The 16,581-nt window shown below is 60.9% G+C and carries 15 protein-coding genes, 1 tRNA gene and 1 pseudogene; 6 read left to right on the top strand and 11 right to left on the bottom strand.

Annotated elements, in window-relative coordinates:
* Nucleotides 1-185 precede the first annotated feature (185 nt).
* A complete protein-coding gene (locus MST27_RS02030) occupies nucleotides 186-989 on the bottom strand; it encodes a helix-turn-helix domain-containing protein (protein ID WP_243604334.1) in 804 nt (267 codons plus the stop codon).
* Nucleotides 990-1,147: 158 nt separating this feature from the next.
* Between MST27_RS02030 and MST27_RS02025 the strand changes: the two genes are divergently transcribed.
* Complete coding sequence (locus MST27_RS02025) at nucleotides 1,148-2,896, top strand: DNA methyltransferase (protein WP_243604333.1); 1,749 nt, start codon at nucleotides 1,148-1,150, stop codon at nucleotides 2,894-2,896.
* Between the two features lie 351 nt (nucleotides 2,897-3,247).
* Here MST27_RS02025 and MST27_RS02020 read toward each other — a convergent pair whose 3' ends face one another.
* The 8 genes and pseudogenes from MST27_RS02020 to MST27_RS22500 form a co-directional block, all read right to left on the bottom strand.
* Nucleotides 3,248-4,249 carry a DNA-methyltransferase gene (locus MST27_RS02020; RefSeq protein ID WP_243604332.1) on the bottom strand — a complete coding sequence of 334 codons (1,002 nt, stop codon included), beginning with the start codon at nucleotides 4,247-4,249 and terminating at the stop codon, nucleotides 3,248-3,250.
* A 127-nt stretch (nucleotides 4,250-4,376) separates the two neighbouring features.
* A tRNA-Phe gene (locus MST27_RS02015) sits at nucleotides 4,377-4,452 on the bottom strand.
* Between the two features lie 115 nt (nucleotides 4,453-4,567).
* Complete coding sequence (locus MST27_RS02010) at nucleotides 4,568-4,840, bottom strand: oxidative damage protection protein (RefSeq protein WP_243604331.1); 273 nt, start codon at nucleotides 4,838-4,840, stop codon at nucleotides 4,568-4,570.
* Entirely contained in the window at nucleotides 4,837-5,904 is a 1,068-nt protein-coding gene (mutY, locus tag MST27_RS02005) for an A/G-specific adenine glycosylase (protein WP_243604528.1), read from the bottom strand. Before mutY ends, MST27_RS02010 begins: the two co-directional genes overlap by 4 nt.
* Before the next feature lie 11 nt (nucleotides 5,905-5,915).
* Nucleotides 5,916-8,135: an AsmA family protein gene (locus MST27_RS02000; protein ID WP_243604330.1), complete on the bottom strand. Its 2,220-nt coding sequence runs from the start codon at nucleotides 8,133-8,135 to the stop codon at nucleotides 5,916-5,918.
* A gap of 132 nt (nucleotides 8,136-8,267) precedes the next feature.
* Nucleotides 8,268-8,666 carry an aspartate 1-decarboxylase autocleavage activator PanM gene (gene panM / locus MST27_RS01995; RefSeq protein ID WP_243604329.1) on the bottom strand — a complete coding sequence of 133 codons (399 nt, stop codon included), beginning with the start codon at nucleotides 8,664-8,666 and terminating at the stop codon, nucleotides 8,268-8,270.
* A gap of 88 nt (nucleotides 8,667-8,754) precedes the next feature.
* Complete coding sequence (locus tag MST27_RS22505; RefSeq protein WP_338052416.1) at nucleotides 8,755-9,030, bottom strand: ANTAR domain-containing response regulator; 276 nt, start codon at nucleotides 9,028-9,030, stop codon at nucleotides 8,755-8,757.
* Between the two features lie 207 nt (nucleotides 9,031-9,237).
* Nucleotides 9,238-9,986: pseudogene (locus tag MST27_RS22500) on the bottom strand (nitrate- and nitrite sensing domain-containing protein); the annotation flags it as partial.
* A gap of 164 nt (nucleotides 9,987-10,150) precedes the next feature.
* On the opposite strand from MST27_RS22500, the gene hisB reads away from it, so the two are divergent.
* The 5 genes from hisB to MST27_RS01965 all read left to right on the top strand — a co-directional run bounded on the left by hisB (nucleotide 10,151) and on the right by MST27_RS01965 (nucleotide 14,359).
* Nucleotides 10,151-10,744, top strand: a complete 594-nt coding sequence (gene hisB, locus MST27_RS01985; protein WP_243604328.1) for an imidazoleglycerol-phosphate dehydratase HisB — start codon at nucleotides 10,151-10,153, stop codon at nucleotides 10,742-10,744.
* On the top strand, nucleotides 10,744-11,382 hold the full coding sequence (gene hisH / locus MST27_RS01980) for an imidazole glycerol phosphate synthase subunit HisH (protein ID WP_243604327.1): 639 nt from the start codon (nucleotides 10,744-10,746) through the stop codon (nucleotides 11,380-11,382). The genes hisB and hisH overlap by 1 nt, the downstream gene beginning before the upstream one ends.
* An 81-nt stretch (nucleotides 11,383-11,463) precedes the next feature.
* Nucleotides 11,464-12,207 carry a 1-(5-phosphoribosyl)-5-[(5-phosphoribosylamino)methylideneamino]imidazole-4-carboxamide isomerase gene (gene hisA / locus MST27_RS01975; RefSeq protein WP_243604326.1) on the top strand — a complete coding sequence of 248 codons (744 nt, stop codon included), beginning with the start codon at nucleotides 11,464-11,466 and terminating at the stop codon, nucleotides 12,205-12,207.
* A gap of 96 nt (nucleotides 12,208-12,303) precedes the next feature.
* Nucleotides 12,304-13,074, top strand: coding sequence for an imidazole glycerol phosphate synthase subunit HisF (hisF, locus tag MST27_RS01970; protein WP_243604325.1), 771 nt, complete (start codon nucleotides 12,304-12,306; stop codon nucleotides 13,072-13,074).
* 538 nt (nucleotides 13,075-13,612) lie between these two features.
* The gene (locus MST27_RS01965; protein WP_243604324.1) at nucleotides 13,613-14,359 is read left to right on the top strand and encodes a substrate-binding periplasmic protein; all 747 of its coding nucleotides are present in this window, start codon (nucleotides 13,613-13,615) and stop codon (nucleotides 14,357-14,359) included.
* A 31-nt stretch (nucleotides 14,360-14,390) separates the two neighbouring features.
* Here MST27_RS01965 and MST27_RS01960 read toward each other — a convergent pair whose 3' ends face one another.
* Both MST27_RS01960 and MST27_RS01955 read right to left on the bottom strand, forming a co-directional pair.
* Entirely contained in the window at nucleotides 14,391-15,209 is an 819-nt protein-coding gene (locus MST27_RS01960) for a divergent polysaccharide deacetylase family protein (protein WP_243604323.1), read from the bottom strand.
* A gap of 3 nt (nucleotides 15,210-15,212) precedes the next feature.
* Nucleotides 15,213-16,550, bottom strand: coding sequence for a S41 family peptidase (locus MST27_RS01955; protein WP_243604322.1), 1,338 nt, complete (start codon nucleotides 16,548-16,550; stop codon nucleotides 15,213-15,215).
* Nucleotides 16,551-16,581 lie beyond the last annotated feature (31 nt).

The raw sequence follows: 16,581 nt of genomic DNA, 5'->3' as shown, positions 1-16,581 counted from the left end.
AAACTGTGGCCATACGCCTTCATCATTTCTATGGCAGCCACTTCCCCAACCAAAGACATAGTCAGGTACTTTAAGAACGTACTGTCATCCTTGTAGTGAAGTTTGACCACTGCTGCCCCCCCCCCCTAACTTGGCCGTCGTCGCTTGGTCGGGACACTCTCGATAAGTGTCCCGTATAACCAGTCTTAGGCGGGATAAGCTTCTGCAGGGGTAGGGTTTACCTGGCGTGATTTTTCGGCCTGACGGACTACCTCGCAAATATCCACAGCATAGAACTTCCCATTCTCTGGTTCCTGATAAACTAACTTTCCAGCAGCGCGTACGTAAGAGAGAGGGATTTTCGGGTTGTTAATGTCCTTGCCCCCCTTCTCGTGCCATTGCGATTCCCATTTTTTGTAGAAGGGCTCTAGGTGTTCAGGTGTAAGAAGATAGATTTCTCGAAGCTCAATGCCTTCGTATACTGCAAAAACCCAGTCGACATTTCGGTACTTCGCAATGATTGTGGGGTTCATGTGGTGATGGGTTGAAAAGCCGCGAGTCAGGCTTACGTTAATCGATTTCAGTTCATACTCCCGCCCATCTCCGTCTTTAGCGTCATTTCCCTCCCGGCCGGGCATGTTATGAAGGCCCGTGACTGTTAGCACTTGAAGCAATTTACCGCCGTTGTCCTGGAAGACGTCGTTTATGCCGTAAGCTTTGGCGATATTTTGATACTCACGGATGTACTGGAAGATGTGGTTCAGCGTTTCCACCGGGTTTGTCTCAGTGAAATCTTTCTCCATAAGGCTGCCAGGGGTCACGTCAAGGGCGCCGGCTAGCGAGACTAGCGTCTCGATCGTAACGTTGCGCCGCCCTGTCTCGATGTGAGTTACCTCCTTGTCGGAGATCTGGGCTGCCTCAGCGAAGGCCTCTTGGGTCCAGCCCTTGTCGAGACGTAACTTTCGGATGTTGCGACCGATTCTTTCTAGCAATTCTTTCGAGTGGTCCATCTACTCGCTCCTGATGTGATTGGCAGGAGCATTCCATAGCAATTCATAGTGCTTGTGTACTGGTTATATCAAGAACTACTATGGCTATATCAAGAGCTGATTCAGCGTCGCATATCAGTATCAGTACAAAAAAAAGCTTAAAAAACAAGGAGTAACACTTGAATGCAGTCAATGAGTTGCTGATCACGCCACGAACAGATCCTGTCTATAACATGCATGGGTATCTAACGAAGGTCCCTGTTGCCGCGGTCATGCCTTTCATCAAGGCTTACACCCAGCCTGGTGGCTTGGTTGTTGACATGTTCGCTGGCTCTGGCATGACTGCTGTGGCGGCCAAGATGTGTGGCCGTAACGCTGTCGTGAGCGATATATCGAGGCTTGGCCGCCATATTGGCGAAGGGTACTTGCTTGATGTTCCGTCCGATGAGTTAGCTCGCGTGGCTGCTCGAATCGTGGCCGAGTCCCGTGAAGCTGTAGGGCATTTCTACCGCACTATTCGTGCCTCTGATGGCGCTGAGGTAGAGAGTATTCGGACAGTATGGACGTTTTTATACCGCTGCCAAGCGTGTGACGCTGTCGTCAACTACTACGCGCTACTTCGGGCTGCAGGTTGGGATAGTCGCGAGACTCGGTGTGCCTCCTGCGGGCATCAATTTGCGAAGCGAGGTGCTGAGGTTTTGGGAGAGGAGCCCGCCTTAGTAGTCGTATGGGGTGAGCAGGGTAAGCAAACGGAGCAGATGGTGTCGGAGTATGACCTACACCAGCTTATTAATGCCGATAGGGCTGACTTTCGCAGGCTCATCCCGGGCGCGAGAATCTCTCCGGAGCGAGAAATGTACCGGAGATCCGCGCTCGAAAAATGGGGTCTTACTGACACTCGCGCTTTTTTTTCACAGCGAAACTCTGCTGTATTGTACGACTTGTGGACACGAATAAATTCGATAGGCGATGAATCGATTCGTAAGAAACTACTCTTTGTATTTACGGCCATACTTCCGCGTGCTTCAAAGCGTTATCAGTGGAGCCATAAGGCGCCCTTAAATGCCGCTAATCAAACATATTACATTGCACCTATATTTTACGAATGGAATGTATATGATCTCTTCACGCGCAAGGTAGGGGCGGCGATCAAATCAGACAAGTTCATTGCAACAGGCGTGGTTGGAAATGCTAAGCAAAAATACATTACCCAGTCTGCATCCAATTTGGCCCATATCGCGAGTGAGTCGGTAGACTACATATTCACGGATCCGCCATTCGGAAGTAATATTTTCTACGCGGATATGAATCTATTTCAGGAATGTTGGCTAGGTGGTACGTTCACCAATGTTGACTTAGAAGCAGTGGTAAAGACCGGTGGGACTAAAGCAGACAGAGAGGAAGCGAAGCTAGGCTATGAGCGAATGCTAACCGAGGCGTTTCGGGAGGCGCGCAGAATTTTGAAGCCGAACGGAGTGCTTTCTGTCGTTTTCGGTAATAGCAAAGGCGAAATTTGGGCCGTAGCGCAGCGCGCTTTTTGGGAGTCTGGTTTCACCGAGAAACCAGAATCGATATGTGTTCTCGACAAAGGTCAACGAAGCATAAAAGGCCTTGCCTCAGGTCGAGAGAGTGTAGCTACTTTGGATCTTATCGTAACTTTTCGAAAGAAGACGGGGGCGCCTGCGACAGCGCTTGTGGATACCTTTGAGCCGGAGCGCTTAATCCAAAAAGCCGTTGAGGCAATCGATAACCTAGATGGATCTACCACGTCTCACGTGTATCTAGAAGTGCTGCGGGCTGCGATGCATAGCGGCGTGAATCTTGCCAGTATCGACTTAGCTGATGTGCTTGGTCATGTTGCGCGGCGGGGGTATCTCCCAGATCCAAGGTCTGGGCGGCTGGTGCGTCAGCTCGTGCCGAAAGTCTGATTTCTGGAATCCGGTATGGGTTTTGCTCAGGTAGCACTCAGGGGAAAATGCATTACCGCCAATGGTCTGGGATCTCCAGTGCATTCTGCTTCGCTACATACTTCACAGTCTCGAGTATGCTGCTATGCCTTGATGCATCGGTCACGAGCCCTTTTCGTCGAGCTTCTACAATGTCTCTGAGCTCCTGAAGATCGTACAGTCCGAGCTTATAGAAATTAACCCAAGTAGGCTGGCCGAATAAGTTATAGACGGTGTTTGCCCCATCACGTTCGCTGGCTAGTCGTTTGGGTCCGGCTAATATTGCGAGTGCGGCCTCGCCGTCCTCTCGATTGTCATAGGTAAAAAGAAGCTTCATGAAGTTAGCGATAGTTCGGCTTGTGCGCGGTAGTGTTCCAGGTCTACAGATTTTCCGGACACTATCTGGTTGTAAACATCTTTCATGCTTTCGGGCGTAGTGCCTTTTGGTAAAAACCGAAAGGATGAGGCGGCGACGTATTCAGGTAGGGCTTCAAAAGTAAGCCAGCGTCGTCCTTCTGCTTCGGAAACCTGGCCGGTCGTATTGGAGCCGCCAAAGATATCTACAACAAGGTCGCCAGGGTCCGTTAGCATTTTGACAAAAAACTCTGGCAGTTTTGCGGGGAAGCGAGCGGGGTGCCCTTTTATTCCTACCGTTTTACAGCCGGCGAGATATAGGCCATTAGACTCAGTATTGGGGATCTGGATGAGATTCGGAGGAATTGCGCCGCCGTTATCCTTTCCGAAGCTTTTGCCAATATCATGTCCTGAAGGGCGCATCTTCGGTGTGTAGAATTTCTCTGGGTCCTCTATAAGCTTTTTCATTCTTTCACTATACGGCGCTAGTACCTTCGTCACATCTGCTTTCGGCCACTCCGTCTTGCTGAACCACCACACTGTGTTCACAGAATCTTTGACACGAATCTTTCGCTTGTTAACCCACTCGATAGGGCTTGGCAGCTTTGAAGGATTAAACCAGTAAAACTCTTCAGCCAAGTGGAAGCCCAGTTCGTCGATCATTCGGATCAATACGCGAAAGTTGTATAGGCTGCGTGTGGGCGTCCCCTTCATATAGGCACCACCAAAGTCCACAACAAAGCTACCGTCATCGCGTAGCTTTTGATGAACTATCTTGGCAAACCCTAGAAACCAGTCCACATATTCTCTTTCTGCTAGGTTCCCGTACTCCTTCTGCCGCTGTAGTGCGAAAGGCGGGCTGGTCATCACGAGGTTGACGCTACCATCTGGCTGAGCCGCCAATAAATCTCTCGAGTCGCCAATGAAGGTCTCCCCGTGGCGCGTGAAGTAGGCTGGGGGTTGGTTTTTTTTCGGCAGCATCATCTTCTCCAGGCCCGCCAGGGCTACCAGCGTTTGTCTGCCTACCGGCTATATGCCGGCGCGCAGCAATGGATCGCCCCAAAGCAAAAAGGCCCACCCTTCTGGGTGAGCCTTTTTGACGTAATGGTGGTGCCCAGGGACGGAATCGAACCGCCGACACGGGGATTTTCAATCCCCTGCTCTACCGACTGAGCTACCTGGGCAACGGGGCGCTATTAGACGGATTTGGCTTTTGCCTGTCAAGCGCGGCCGGGAAAATATTTAGCCAGAACGGGCGCTTAGCGAATCCGGGCCCGTTCTGGTCATCCGCCGATGCCATCACTCGCTCGGCGGTACGTAGCCTTCGGCCTGGGCGTAGTCCTCGCCGGAGAGGAACTTGTCCATTTCAGCCTGCAGGAACTTGCGGTCCTCGGCGTTCATCATGTTCAAACGCCGCTCGTTGATGAGCATGGTCTGGTGCTTCTGCCAGTCTTCCCAGGCCTGTTTCGAGACGTTGTTGTAAATGTCCTCGCCTTTTGGCCCGGGGTAGGGCGGGCGGTCCAGACCGGGGAGTTCTTCTTTGTACTTGCGGCAGTTCACGGTGCGGGTCATGACATCTCTCCTGCATTCAGTTCGGCGGCGGCGCGCTTGAGCAGCGTCTTTACCGGGGCGGCGAGCCCCAGCCGCGGCGGGGTGGCGAGGTTATACCAGAGCCAGTCGGGCTCGGCCACGGCATCGGCGGCGCTCTCGACACGGACCAGCCAGGGCTCGATAGCGAGCTGGAAATGGCTGAAGGTATGGGTGAGTTCAGGCAATTGCTGAGGTTCCTGCAGGCGCAGGGCGTGGCGCTCGGCGAGCGTGCCGAGGGCGCTCAGCTCGTCGAGCTCGGGCAGGCTCCAGAGACCGCCCCACAGACCGGTGGACGGGCGGCGGTAGAGCAAGATGGCGCCGTCCCGGTTGGCCAGCAGCGGCATCAGCGTGCGCTTCTGTGGCAACGCCTTGCGTGGTTTCGGCACGGGAAAATCCGTCTCGCGGCCCAGCAGATGGGCGCGACAGCCCGAGCGCAGCGGGCAGAGCAGGCAGCTCGGTTTGCTCCGTGTGCAGAGCGTCGCGCCCAGATCCATCATCGCCTGGGTGTAATGATTGACGCGTCGGTGTGGTGTGAAACGCTCGGCCACGTCCCAGAGCTGCCGGGCGACCTTCGGCTCGCCGGGGTAGCCCGGCTGTGCCACGTATCGGGCCAGGACGCGCTTGACGTTGCCATCGAGGATGGGCGCGCGCAGGTCCATGCTGAGGCTGGCGATCGCGCCGGCGGTCGAGCGACCGATGCCGGGCAGTTCGGCCAGTTGCTCGACGTCTCTTGGAAACTCGCCGCCATGCTCGGCAACGACCAGCTGGGCAGTCTTGTGCAGGTTGCGCGCGCGGCTGTAATAGCCGAGCCCGGTCCACAGGTGGAGCACTTCGTCTTCCGGCGCGGCGGCGAGCGCCTGGACGGTCGGCAGCGCCTGCATGAAGCGGTCGAAATAGCCGAGCACGGTACTGACCTGGGTCTGTTGCAGCATGATCTCCGAGACCCAGACACGGTAGGGCGTGATGCCTCGCTGCCAGGGCAGGTCCTTGCGGCCGTGACGGTCGTACCAATCGAGGATGGCATCGCTGAACTGCTCGGGGCTCATGGGTTCGGCGATCATCGGTTGAACAGGCCCTTGAGGGCGTCTTTCAGCTCCGGACTGACCTTGTCGCCGAGCTTTTCTTCGATCGTCTGGTTGAGTTTCTCGCCAGCGAGCCGCGCGGCGATCTTGCCCAGGCGGTCATTGTCGAAGCGACATGCCTTGGCACCCAGCTCCAGCGGACCGCGGCAGCGCAGTGGCCATTCGATGCCGACGTAGCGTTCGTTCACTTCGCATGCCGGATCGGGCATGGCGCCCTTGTCGCCTTCGACGAGGATACCGACACGGTAGTCCATACCCAGCACGCGCAGGTCGATGTCGCCTTCGCCGTTGACCGTCAGACCCGGAATGCTTGCCTTGAGATCACGGTTGCTGGCAACGCCGTTGCTGACGACCAGGTTGCCCCTGAGTTCACGGAACGGGGTGTCCTTGCCGCGGGGTTCGCCGCTGAGCGCCTTGCGGTTCAGGGTGGCGATGGCGCGGCAGACCTGCTGCTCGAGGTTGGCGTCGACGAGCACGCCGTTATCGATGATGAAACCGGCCTTGCCGTTGAGATTGTCGATCCAGTCTTTCTGACTGTTGCCCTGGGTGCGGAAGTCTCCGTCCAGATTGACCAGCCCCTTGACGGTCACCTTCTCGTCGAGGCTTTGCAGCAGACGCTCGACAGGAACGTGGACCAGGCGGCTCTGCAGGTTGAGCTGTGGCAGGGCCTGGCGCACGTCAAGCTTCGCCGAGCCTTCGACACGGCCGTTATACAGGTCGGCGCGCAGTGTCTCGAGCGTCAGTTGGCCGCCGGCGCTGCGGGCGCTGAGGGTCACATTTTCCAACGGCAGCTTCTTTGCGGTGAGGTTGGCCACGCTCAGGTTCAGCCGCGTATCCAGCCGTCGCAGCGTGTCGATGGGCAGCACCCGGGATTCGCTCCAGGCGTGCTGCGTGGGTTTGTCGGGCAGCGGTGTGGTGCCGCTGCCGACCACGACCGCCTCGGTGGCCTCGACTTCGCTGCGCCGGGCGGCGCCGGCCGAATCGTCCGGCGCCGTGGGCGGCAGGTAGCGATCGAGGTTCAGCCGGTCGCCCTTGAGGTCGAGGCGCACGGCCTGGCGCGCAAAATCGCTGATACCGGCCTGGCCGGTGAAGCGACTGTCGTCGAGCTGCAGGTCCATTTCTTCCAGCATGAGGCTGGTCGGCGTCGCGGCAACGCGGGTGACCAGCTCGGCCTTGCTCAGGGCAGTGCCGTCGGCCATCGCCGGTAACGGCTGGCCAATGCCTTCGAGGAACTCGCGCAGGTTGAAGGCCGCGATCGACAGGGTGCCGGCGACCTTGAGCTGGTCCTGCAGGTCTCGGGCCTTGAGCTCGCCGAGCCCGCGCACCTGGTTGGCGGTGAACTTGAGGCTGGTCCATTCGGCGACGTCGGCGGCGAGGTCGGCGAGCAGCTGGCCCTGTGCGCTGAAGTTGAGCGTCTTGCCCTGCAGCGGCTCACCCGAGGCTTCGCCGCTCAGGCGCATGTCTTCGAGCTGGTAGCGCTGCAGGCGGTTGTCGAAGCGCAACGTGCCCTGCAGTTCGGTGCGCGCGCGCATGACCGGCTTGTTGCTGCCGAAGAAGGCATTGAGCTTGAGCGGGATGGGGCTGCCTTCGCGGATGGCGCCGGTGGTCAGCTCGATGCCTTCGGCGCTGAGCTGCTGACCGGTGCGGGCATCGTGGTAGGCGACACGGGCGTCGGTCACGGTCAGGCTGTCGATATCCAGGCGCAGTGGGCGTGCGTCCGATGTTTCGGCTGTCTCGGCGGGTGCTTCGGCTGGCTCGTTGCTCGGCGCCTGCTCCGGCTCGTTGGCGACGGCGGAGCGGCCGATCCCTTCCCAGTTGCCGCGGCCCTGTTCGTCGCGCGCGAGCATCAGGTTCAAGCCGTTCACGGTGATGTCGCTCATCTGCACCTCGCGGCGCAGCAGCGGCATCACACGGACCGACAGGCCGAGCATGCGCAGGTCGGCGAAGGGCTGGTCGGGCGTCTCGACGCTGGCGAGGGTGGTTTCGTGCAGCTCAAGGCCGAGCCAGGGAAACAGGCTCCAGCCGATATCGCCCGCGATGTTCAGTTCGAGGCCGGCCTTGTCACGGGCCAGTTCGCGGATTTCATCCTTGTAGTCGTTGGGATCGAACAGGTGGGTGAGCGCGAAGCCCAACGCGACGAGGAGCAGCAGCAACCCGAGGATTACCAGGCCCAGGATCTTGCCGAGCGCTTTCATGGACGAGTCCTTGTGTTTGGCGTTCTGAAAGGCAGCGAGTATAGCGCCGCAGCTTGGCCGGGCGGCGCGGTGCGTGTTGGAGTCGTCGGCAAGGCGGCGGTTCCGGCGATGCGATGGCGCGTTGGCGGTGGCCTATAGCCGGTCCAGCGGCAGGTGCGTGCGGGCGGCCAGCGCCTGAGCATCGAGCTGCCCAGCCGGGGCGGCCAGACGCAGGGGTTTGCCGGCCTCACCCGCCAGGCGCTGGCTCTCTTCGAGCAGACGGCGGCCAACGCCGCGGCGACGCGTGACCTTGCGCACGCACAGGTGCGAAAGCTGCCAATGGTCGCCGCCCTGGCGCAGCAGCGCCGCGCCCAGGAGGCGGTCATTGAAGCGGCCGGCGATCAGGCTGCCATCGGCCACGGCGTGGGTGATCAGCGCGTCGGCGTCAGCGTGCGGGGCGAGTAACCAGTTCGGCGCGTCGGCGTAGATCTTCGCCAGGTCGATGCGATCCTGCGGGCTGGGGTCGGTAAGGGTTTCGACATAGACGGGCATAGGGCCGGGCACCTGTTCGAGTGATGCGCAAGCATAACCCTGCTGTCGCACGATCGCACGATGGCCCCTGAATGACGCCGCTTGATCGCTAACGCTGTGCCTGGACCCGACCCGCGGTTGCCAGCAGGCGTCGTGCGACATCCTCGATGCATTGGCTGTGGCGCATGGCTGACTGCCGCAGCATGGCGTAGGCCTCGCCTTCGTCGAGCTTGTGTCGATGGATCAGCAGCTGCTTGGCCTGTTCGATCAGCCGGCGTTCGTCCAGGGACTGCCGGGCCTCGCGCAATTGCTGCTGGGTTTCCTGCAGGCGTTGGGTCTGCGCTTGCAGCAGTTCGAGGGTCGTGCGGGACACCAGGGTGGTCATGCCGTCGTGCTGCGGGTCATTGCGCTGTACCGTGAACAGCTTTGTCTGTTCCATGGCGGCGTGCATGTCGACCAGGTCGTCCAGCAGGCGACGGTGGTCGTGCAGGTCGCGGCGTATGCATGCGATGCTCTGCTGGCAGCGCTCTTGCAGATCAAGCTCCAGGCGGGCCTCGACGGTTTTCATTGCGTCGATGCGTGCCGTCTGCAGCTCGAACCAGATATCACAGAGTGAAGCGTCCACCGGTGCGCCGGCATGGGCGCGTCGCACGACGTCCCGCAGGCGATACGCCTGCGCCTGGGCCTCGCTGTTGCTCAGGGCGTGCCAGAGCGCGAGAGCCGCCGGGCAGGCGCAGCGCGAAAATGTCTGGAACAGCGTGCCTGGTGGTCCAGTACCTGTTCCCACTGCACCAGCATCTGCTCGCTGAAGCAGCCGCTGGCGAAACCGTGCACGCCAAGGGCGCGCTCCTGGCCAGCCAGTTCCTTGCCCTGCATGAAATTGAACAGCGCCACCAGGCTGCGCGTCACTTCCGGGTTGCTGGCGGTGTCGGCAGCCTCGAAGATCACCGCCAGCAGGCCGCCAATCAGACGGGTCATGGCGTGGGTGGCCGCTTGCATGCCAATGTCGTGATCGCGAACGCGTCGTCGCAGGCGGGGCAAATCATCCAGGGCGTGCAGCGCGTAGGCGATGCGGGTGAACAGGCGGGTCTTGTCCGCGCCGCTGGCGTCCTGTTCGATCTTTTCCAGCGCCTGTGAGACCTGGAGGTGCAGGGCGTCAGCCTCGAGGCTGAGGCTGTCCAGCTGGCCGGCATGCTTCGAGGCGCCGCCGCTCAGGTAGACATTCGAGTAGCCGCGTTCCTTCTGCAGCGCATGGATCAGACGGCTCAGGCGCGTGACCAGCTCGCAGGTGGTGGTGAGGTCCTCCAGGCCCAGCAATTCGCTGCGCCGTGCGGCAAGCATGAACCGTAGCGTCGCCGGCATCTTTCGTCCGTGCATGATCAGCCCTCGGGTTCGCGTTCACCGGTTGCCTGCAAAATGCAGTCCATCGCCGGGCGCGTATCCCAGGGGCAGGGTTTGGGCCTATAATGCGTGCCTTTTTCGCCCCACGATCAGCGGAGCTGTTGATGTCCGAACGTACGGCTTGCGTAGAGCGCAACACCCTGGAAACCCAGGTCAAGGTGACGATCAACCTCGACGGCACCGGCAAGGGCCGGTTCGCCATCGGCGTGCCGTTCCTCGAGCACATGCTCGACCAGATATCGCGTCATGGTCTGATCGACCTGGACATCGAATGCCAGGGCGATCTGCACATCGATGACCACCACACCGTGGAGGACGTCGGCATCACGCTCGGCCAGGCCTTTGCCAAGGCCGTCGGTGACAAGAAGGGCATGACCCGCTATGGACACGCCTACGTGCCGCTGGACGAGGCGCTGTCGCGGGTCGTGATCGATTTCTCCGGCCGCCCGGGTCTGCAGATGCACGTGCCCTATACCCGCGCTACCGTAGGCGGTTTCGATGTCGACCTGTTCCAGGAGTTTTTCCAGGGCTTCGTCAACCATGCCCAGGTCACCCTGCATATCGACAACCTGCGCGGGCACAACACCCACCACCAGATCGAGACCGTGTTCAAGGCCTTCGGCCGCGCGCTGCGCATGGCCGTGACACTGGACGAGCGCATGGCCGGGCAGATGCCCTCGACCAAGGGTTGTCTGTAATGCAGACCGTCGCTGTCATCGATTACGGCATGGGCAACCTGCACTCGGTCGCCAAGGCGCTCGAGCACGTTGGCGCGGGCCGCGTGCTGGTTACCAGTGATGAACAGGTCATTCGCGAGGCCGATCGCGTGGTCTTTCCCGGGGTGGGGGCGATCCGCGATTGCATGGCCGAGATTCGTCGTCTGGGTTTCGACAAGCTGGTCCACGAGGTCAGCGTCGATCGACCGTTCCTCGGGATCTGCGTCGGCATGCAGGCCTTGATGGAGCGCAGCGAAGAGAACGGCGGCGTCGACTGCATTGGTCTGTTTCCCGGCCAGGTCCGTTACTTTGGCAAGGACCTGGAAGAAAACGGCGAGCGCCTCAAGGTGCCACACATGGGCTGGAACGAGGTCGAGCACGTCGTGGCTCATCCGTTGTGGCACAACATCCCGGCCGACGGGCGCTTCTATTTCGTGCACAGCTTCTACGTCGAAGCGGCACAGCCGCGCCAGGTCGTTGGCCGCGGTCACTACGGCAAAGACTTCGCTGCCGCGCTGGCCGACGGCTCGCGTTTCGCCGTTCAGTTCCACCCCGAAAAGAGCCACACCCATGGTCTGCAACTGCTGCAGAACTTCGCGGCGTGGGATGGCCGGTGGTAAGTAACTGAGCCCAAGCCCTGAGCTGAAAGCTGGAATCCGTTGCGCTTCAGGCTTCAGGCTCTTTTTCCGAAGGAAATAGCAATGCTGATAATTCCAGCGATTGATTTGAAAGACGGCGCCTGCGTGCGTTTGCGCCAGGGCCTCATGGACGACGCCACGGTGTTTTCCGACGACCCGGTCGCCATGGCTGCGCGCTGGGTCGAGGCCGGCTGTCGCCGTTTGCACCTGGTCGATCTCAATGGTGCCTTCGAGGGTCAGCCGGTCAACGGCGAGGTGGTCACCGCTATCGCCAAGCGTTACCCGGATCTGCCAATCCAGATCGGTGGCGGCATCCGTACCCTGGAAACCATCGAGCACTACGTGCGCGCCGGCGTCAGCTACGTGATCATCGGCACCAAGGCGGTCAAGCAACCGGAGTTCGTCAGCGAAGCGTGCAAGGCCTTTCCCGGCAAGGTCATCGTCGGCCTGGATGCGAAGGACGGCTTCGTCGCGACCGATGGCTGGGCTGAAGTCAGTGGTGTGCAGGTCGTGGACCTGGCGCGCCGTTTCGAGGCCGATGGCGTCTCGGCGATCGTCTACACGGACATCGCCAAGGACGGCATGATGCAGGGCTGCAATGTCGAGGCCACCGTCGCGCTGGCCAATGCCAGCCGCATCCCGGTGATCGCCTCCGGTGGTATCCATAATATCGGCGACATTCAGAAGCTGCTCGATACCAACACGCCCGGCATCGTCGGCGCGATCACGGGTCGGGCGATCTACGAGGGCACCCTCGACGTCGCCGAAGCGCAGGCGCTCTGCGATCTGAAGTTCAAAGACGAATAAATCGCGAGAGGCTGAAAGCCGGACGATAGCCGCGTTGCGCTTACGTCCAGCCTGCAGCCTCGAGCCTCCAGCGGCTTTACAGAGTAGGAGGCCTGCATGGCCCTCGCCAAACGCATCATTCCCTGCCTGGACGTGGACAACGGCCGTGTGGTCAAGGGTGTTCAGTTCGAGAACATCCGAGACGCCGGTGACCCGGTGGAGATCGCGCGTCGCTATGACGAGCAGGGTGCTGACGAGATCACCTTTCTCGACATCACCGCCAGCGTCGATAATCGCGACACCACGTTGCACACCGTCGAGCGCATGGCCAGCCAGGTGTTCATCCCGCTGACCGTGGGCGGTGGCGTGCGCACCGTGCAGGACATCCGCAACCTGCTCAACGCAGGGGCCGACAAGGTCTCGATCAACACCGCGGCGGTCTTCACGCCGGAGTTCGTCGGCGAGGCGGCCGAGCGTTTCGGCTCGCAGTGCATCGTCGTGGCGATCGACGCCAAGCGTGTATCGAAGCCGGGCGAGGCGCCACGATGGGAGATATTCACCCATGGCGGGCGCAAGCCCACCGGGCTCGATGCGGTGCTCTGGGCGCAGAAGATGGAAGCGCTGGGCGCGGGCGAAATCCTCCTCACCAGCATGGATCAGGATGGCGTGAAGAGTGGCTACGACCTTGGCGTGACCCGCGCCATCAGCGAGGCGGTGCACATCCCGGTGATCGCCTCGGGTGGGGTCGGCAACCTGCAGCATCTGGCCGACGGCATCCTCGAAGGCAAGGCCGATGCCGTGCTGGCGGCGAGCATTTTCCATTTCGGTGAATACACCGTGCCCGAGGCCAAAGCCTATCTGGCCAGCTGCGGTATCGTCATGCGCTGAAGCTCGCCGGGGCGGGCCGTACTAACAGGAACGCCCAGCCGCGTCATGCGGCTGTTGCCTTCAGGCGATGTTTGTCCTGCTTGCGCGGTCTATCGCTGAACGCTGTGGTAACTCAGCTGTAACTGCAACAGAACCACCTGCTCGCCGAGACCTTATCTGCCTTCCAGCTTGCTGCCTTCCCAGATGGCAGTCGATGGCACGCCGTCAGTGATGGAGACGTCACCGGCTGCGACCTCTGATCGAAGGCGCCCTTAGCGGGCATCGCCTTCATTCTTCGCCCCATTGCGGGGCGCCACCCATTCCCGATGGGCCTACGGCATTGCGGTGCCGCCCGCAGCTCGCCTTGGCTCATCGCCATTTCGGCTCGTCGTCGCTGCGTAGTAGCGAAACGATCGCGTGGCTGTGAGCTGCTTCTCATTTTCCCGTTTGTACATGGGCGTCTGGTTCACAACTTGCTAAACCTTTTGGAGGAATGCTGGCGTTGTGCCTGTCCAGTAGCAGGGGCGGTGGCGTGTTCGACCAAAAGGGAGTGCATTCGATGAGGCGTTTGTTTGTGGCGGTGCTGTTCATACTGGCGGTCGGCTCGGCCAGGGCCGCAGTGCCTGAGGACTACAAGCTCGTCGTCCTGACCGAGAATTTCCCACCCTTCAACATGGCGGCCGATGGCAAGAACTACGCAGCCGACCGCAATATCAGCGGCATCAACGCTGACATCGTCCGGGAAATGTTCAAGCGCGCCGGCGTTAACTACAGCCTTACGTTGCGCTTTCCCTGGGATCGCATCTACAACCAGGTCCTGGAGCACCATGATCAGGCGTTGTTCTCCACTACCTACACGCCGGAGCGTGAGCCACTGTTCAAGTGGGTCGGGCCGCTGGCAAGCACCGGCTGGGTACTGCTCGCGCCGCCGGGCAGCTCGCTGCGCCTGACCTCGCTCGAGGAGGCCAGGCAGTACCGCATCGGCGCCTACCGCAACGATGCGGTCAGCCAGCATCTGGAAGGCAAGGGCTTCGAGCCGGTCAATTCGCTGCGCGATCAGGAAAACGTCAGCAAGCTGCTCAAGGGGCAGATCGACCTCTGGGCGACTACCGATCCGGTTGGGCCGTATCTGGCCAAGCAGGAGGGTGTCAGCGGCCTGACCACCGTATTGCGCTTCAACGACGCGCAGCTGTTTCTTGCGCTAAACAAGCAAACGCCGGACGAGGTCGTGAATCGCCTGCAGAAGGCGCTGAACGACATGAAGAGCGATGGCTCGATTGACGCCATCCTGCGGCGCTACCTGTAGTGACCCGATCGGCGGTTGGGCTGACGGCCGTTCAGCGATAGATGCCGTTGCGCCCATGCGCCGCCATGGCGCGATTTGAGCGGGTGGCAATCATCTGACCGATATCGACCCAGTCGATGCCGGCCGCTTCCAGGCGGGGCAGCTCTCGCTCGAGCAGTGCCAGGGTGCTGGGGTGGGGATGGCCAATGATGACCACCGATCCCTGCTGTCGCGCCAGCGCCAGGGCCCGTTGAAACTGTAAAGCGACTGCCGCTGGGCTGGGGTCGTCATCGAGAAAGATGTCACGGGACAGGCTCGCCAGGCCTACCCGTTGCGCCGACGCCGCGGCGACGGTGCGTGCATTGGTGCGGCTGTCGAGGAAAAACAGGTGGCGCCTCTGCAGCTCGCTCATCAATGCCAGCATGGCTGACGGACGGCCGGTCATCTCGCTGCCCATATGATTGTTCAGACCGCTGGCGTGCGGCACGGCCTGCAGGGCTTCGTCCAGGCGCCGTTGCAATTCCTCGTCAGCCAAGCCGGGGCGCCAGGCATAGGGGCCACCTGCCGGCGCCATGGGCAGGTGAAGCATGACGGTCTTGCCCGCGCTGTTGGCCTTGTTGGCGAGCGAGGTGGCATGCGGGGTGCCGGGCAGAATGGCCAGCGCAACGGGCCCGGGCAACTGCAGCACCCGTTGATCGCGATGGGGGTTTTGCCCAAGGTCGTCGATGACCAGCGCCAGCCTTGGGCGGCTGGCACGGATGTGCTCGGGGGGTTCCGAGCCCTCGATTCGCACGCCTTCGGCGACAGGCGCCGCCGTGGCGTGCATCCAGGGGACCAAGACCGCCAGCGACAGCAGCGCTGCCCAGCGCATCGCTTACTGACCGCGGGTCAGGTTCAGTCCCTTGAGCAGGTTGAGCGCCTGTCCTAGCTGGAAGTCATCGTCCTGCGGCCGCTCCGAGTCGCTGACAATCTGCGTGCTGCTGGGGCGGTCCGGGCCGCCATTACCGTTGCCCAGGTGGCCGGCGAGGTCCGCCTCGCGGATGCCTTCGGCAGCCTGTTCGCGGGTCAGCTTGGCGCGAGCGACCTCGATGTCCGGTTCGATGCCCTGCGCCTGGATCGAGCGCCCCTTGGGGGTGAAGTACAGCGCGGTGGTGAGTTTCAGGGCGCGGTCATTGTTCAGCGGCAGTACGGTTTGTACGGAGCCTTTGCCGAAGCTGTCGGTGCCCATCACGACGCCACGCTTCTGGTCTTGCAGCGCGCCGGCGACGATCTCGGAGGCCGAGGCGCTGCCGCCGTTGATCAGTACGACCAGTGGTACGCCTTCGCTGGCATCGGCCGGGTCGGCATTGAAGCGCAGCTCGGAATTGGCGATGCGGCCCTTGGTGTAGACGATCAGACCCTTGGTCAGGAAGTGATCAGAAACCTCAACGGCCGCCTGCAGCACACCGCCGGGGTTGTTACGCAGGTCGAGTACCAGGCCGTTGAGCTTGTTGCCGTTGTTCTTGCGCAGCGCCGCCAGCGCCTTGCCAACTTCCTCGCCCGTGTTCATCTGGAACTGCGTGACCCGCAGGTAGCCGTAGCCCGGCTCCAGCATTTGGCTCTTGACGCTGTTGACCTTGATCACCGCGCGGGTCAGCTTGACGTCGAACGGCTTGCCGCCTTCGCGCACCAACGACAGCGAAATGTCAGTGCCCGGTTTGCCGCGCATCAGGTTCACTGCGTCCATCATGGACATGCCCTTGGTGGGCTTGCCGTCGATCTTGACGATCAGGTCGCCGGCCTCGATGCCGGCTTTCGAGGCCGGTGTGTCGTCGATCGGCGAAACCACCTTGATGAAGCCATCCTCGATCCCGACCTCGATGCCCAGCCCGCCGAACTCGCCGCTGGTGCTCTCCTGAAGGTCGGCGAAAGCCTCGGGTTCGAGGTAGGCCGAATGCGGGTCGAGGTTGCTGAGCATGCCCTTGATGGCGTTTTCCAGCAGGGTCTTATCATCGACCGGCTCGACGTATGCCGCCTTGATCCGGTCGAGAACTTCGACGAAGGTGCGCAGTTCGTCCAGTGGCAGCGGCGCCTTGCGGGCCGGATCCTGAGCCTCGATGGAGGTCGGTTCCGTATCGGCTGGCGGCTCCTGAGCCCAGGCGCTACCGTGCAACCCCAGCATGACCGCCAGGGCTAGGGTGGAGGGTTGGGCGAAACGGCGCAGGTGCAGCATGTCTGACTCCAGATAAGAGGGGGTGCGCTTG

Origin of the sequence: Stutzerimonas marianensis (assembly GCF_022810315.1) — a bacterium.
Lineage (GTDB): Bacteria > Pseudomonadota > Gammaproteobacteria > Pseudomonadales > Pseudomonadaceae > Stutzerimonas > Stutzerimonas marianensis.
This window is presented reverse-complemented; position numbering and strand designations above follow the sequence as displayed.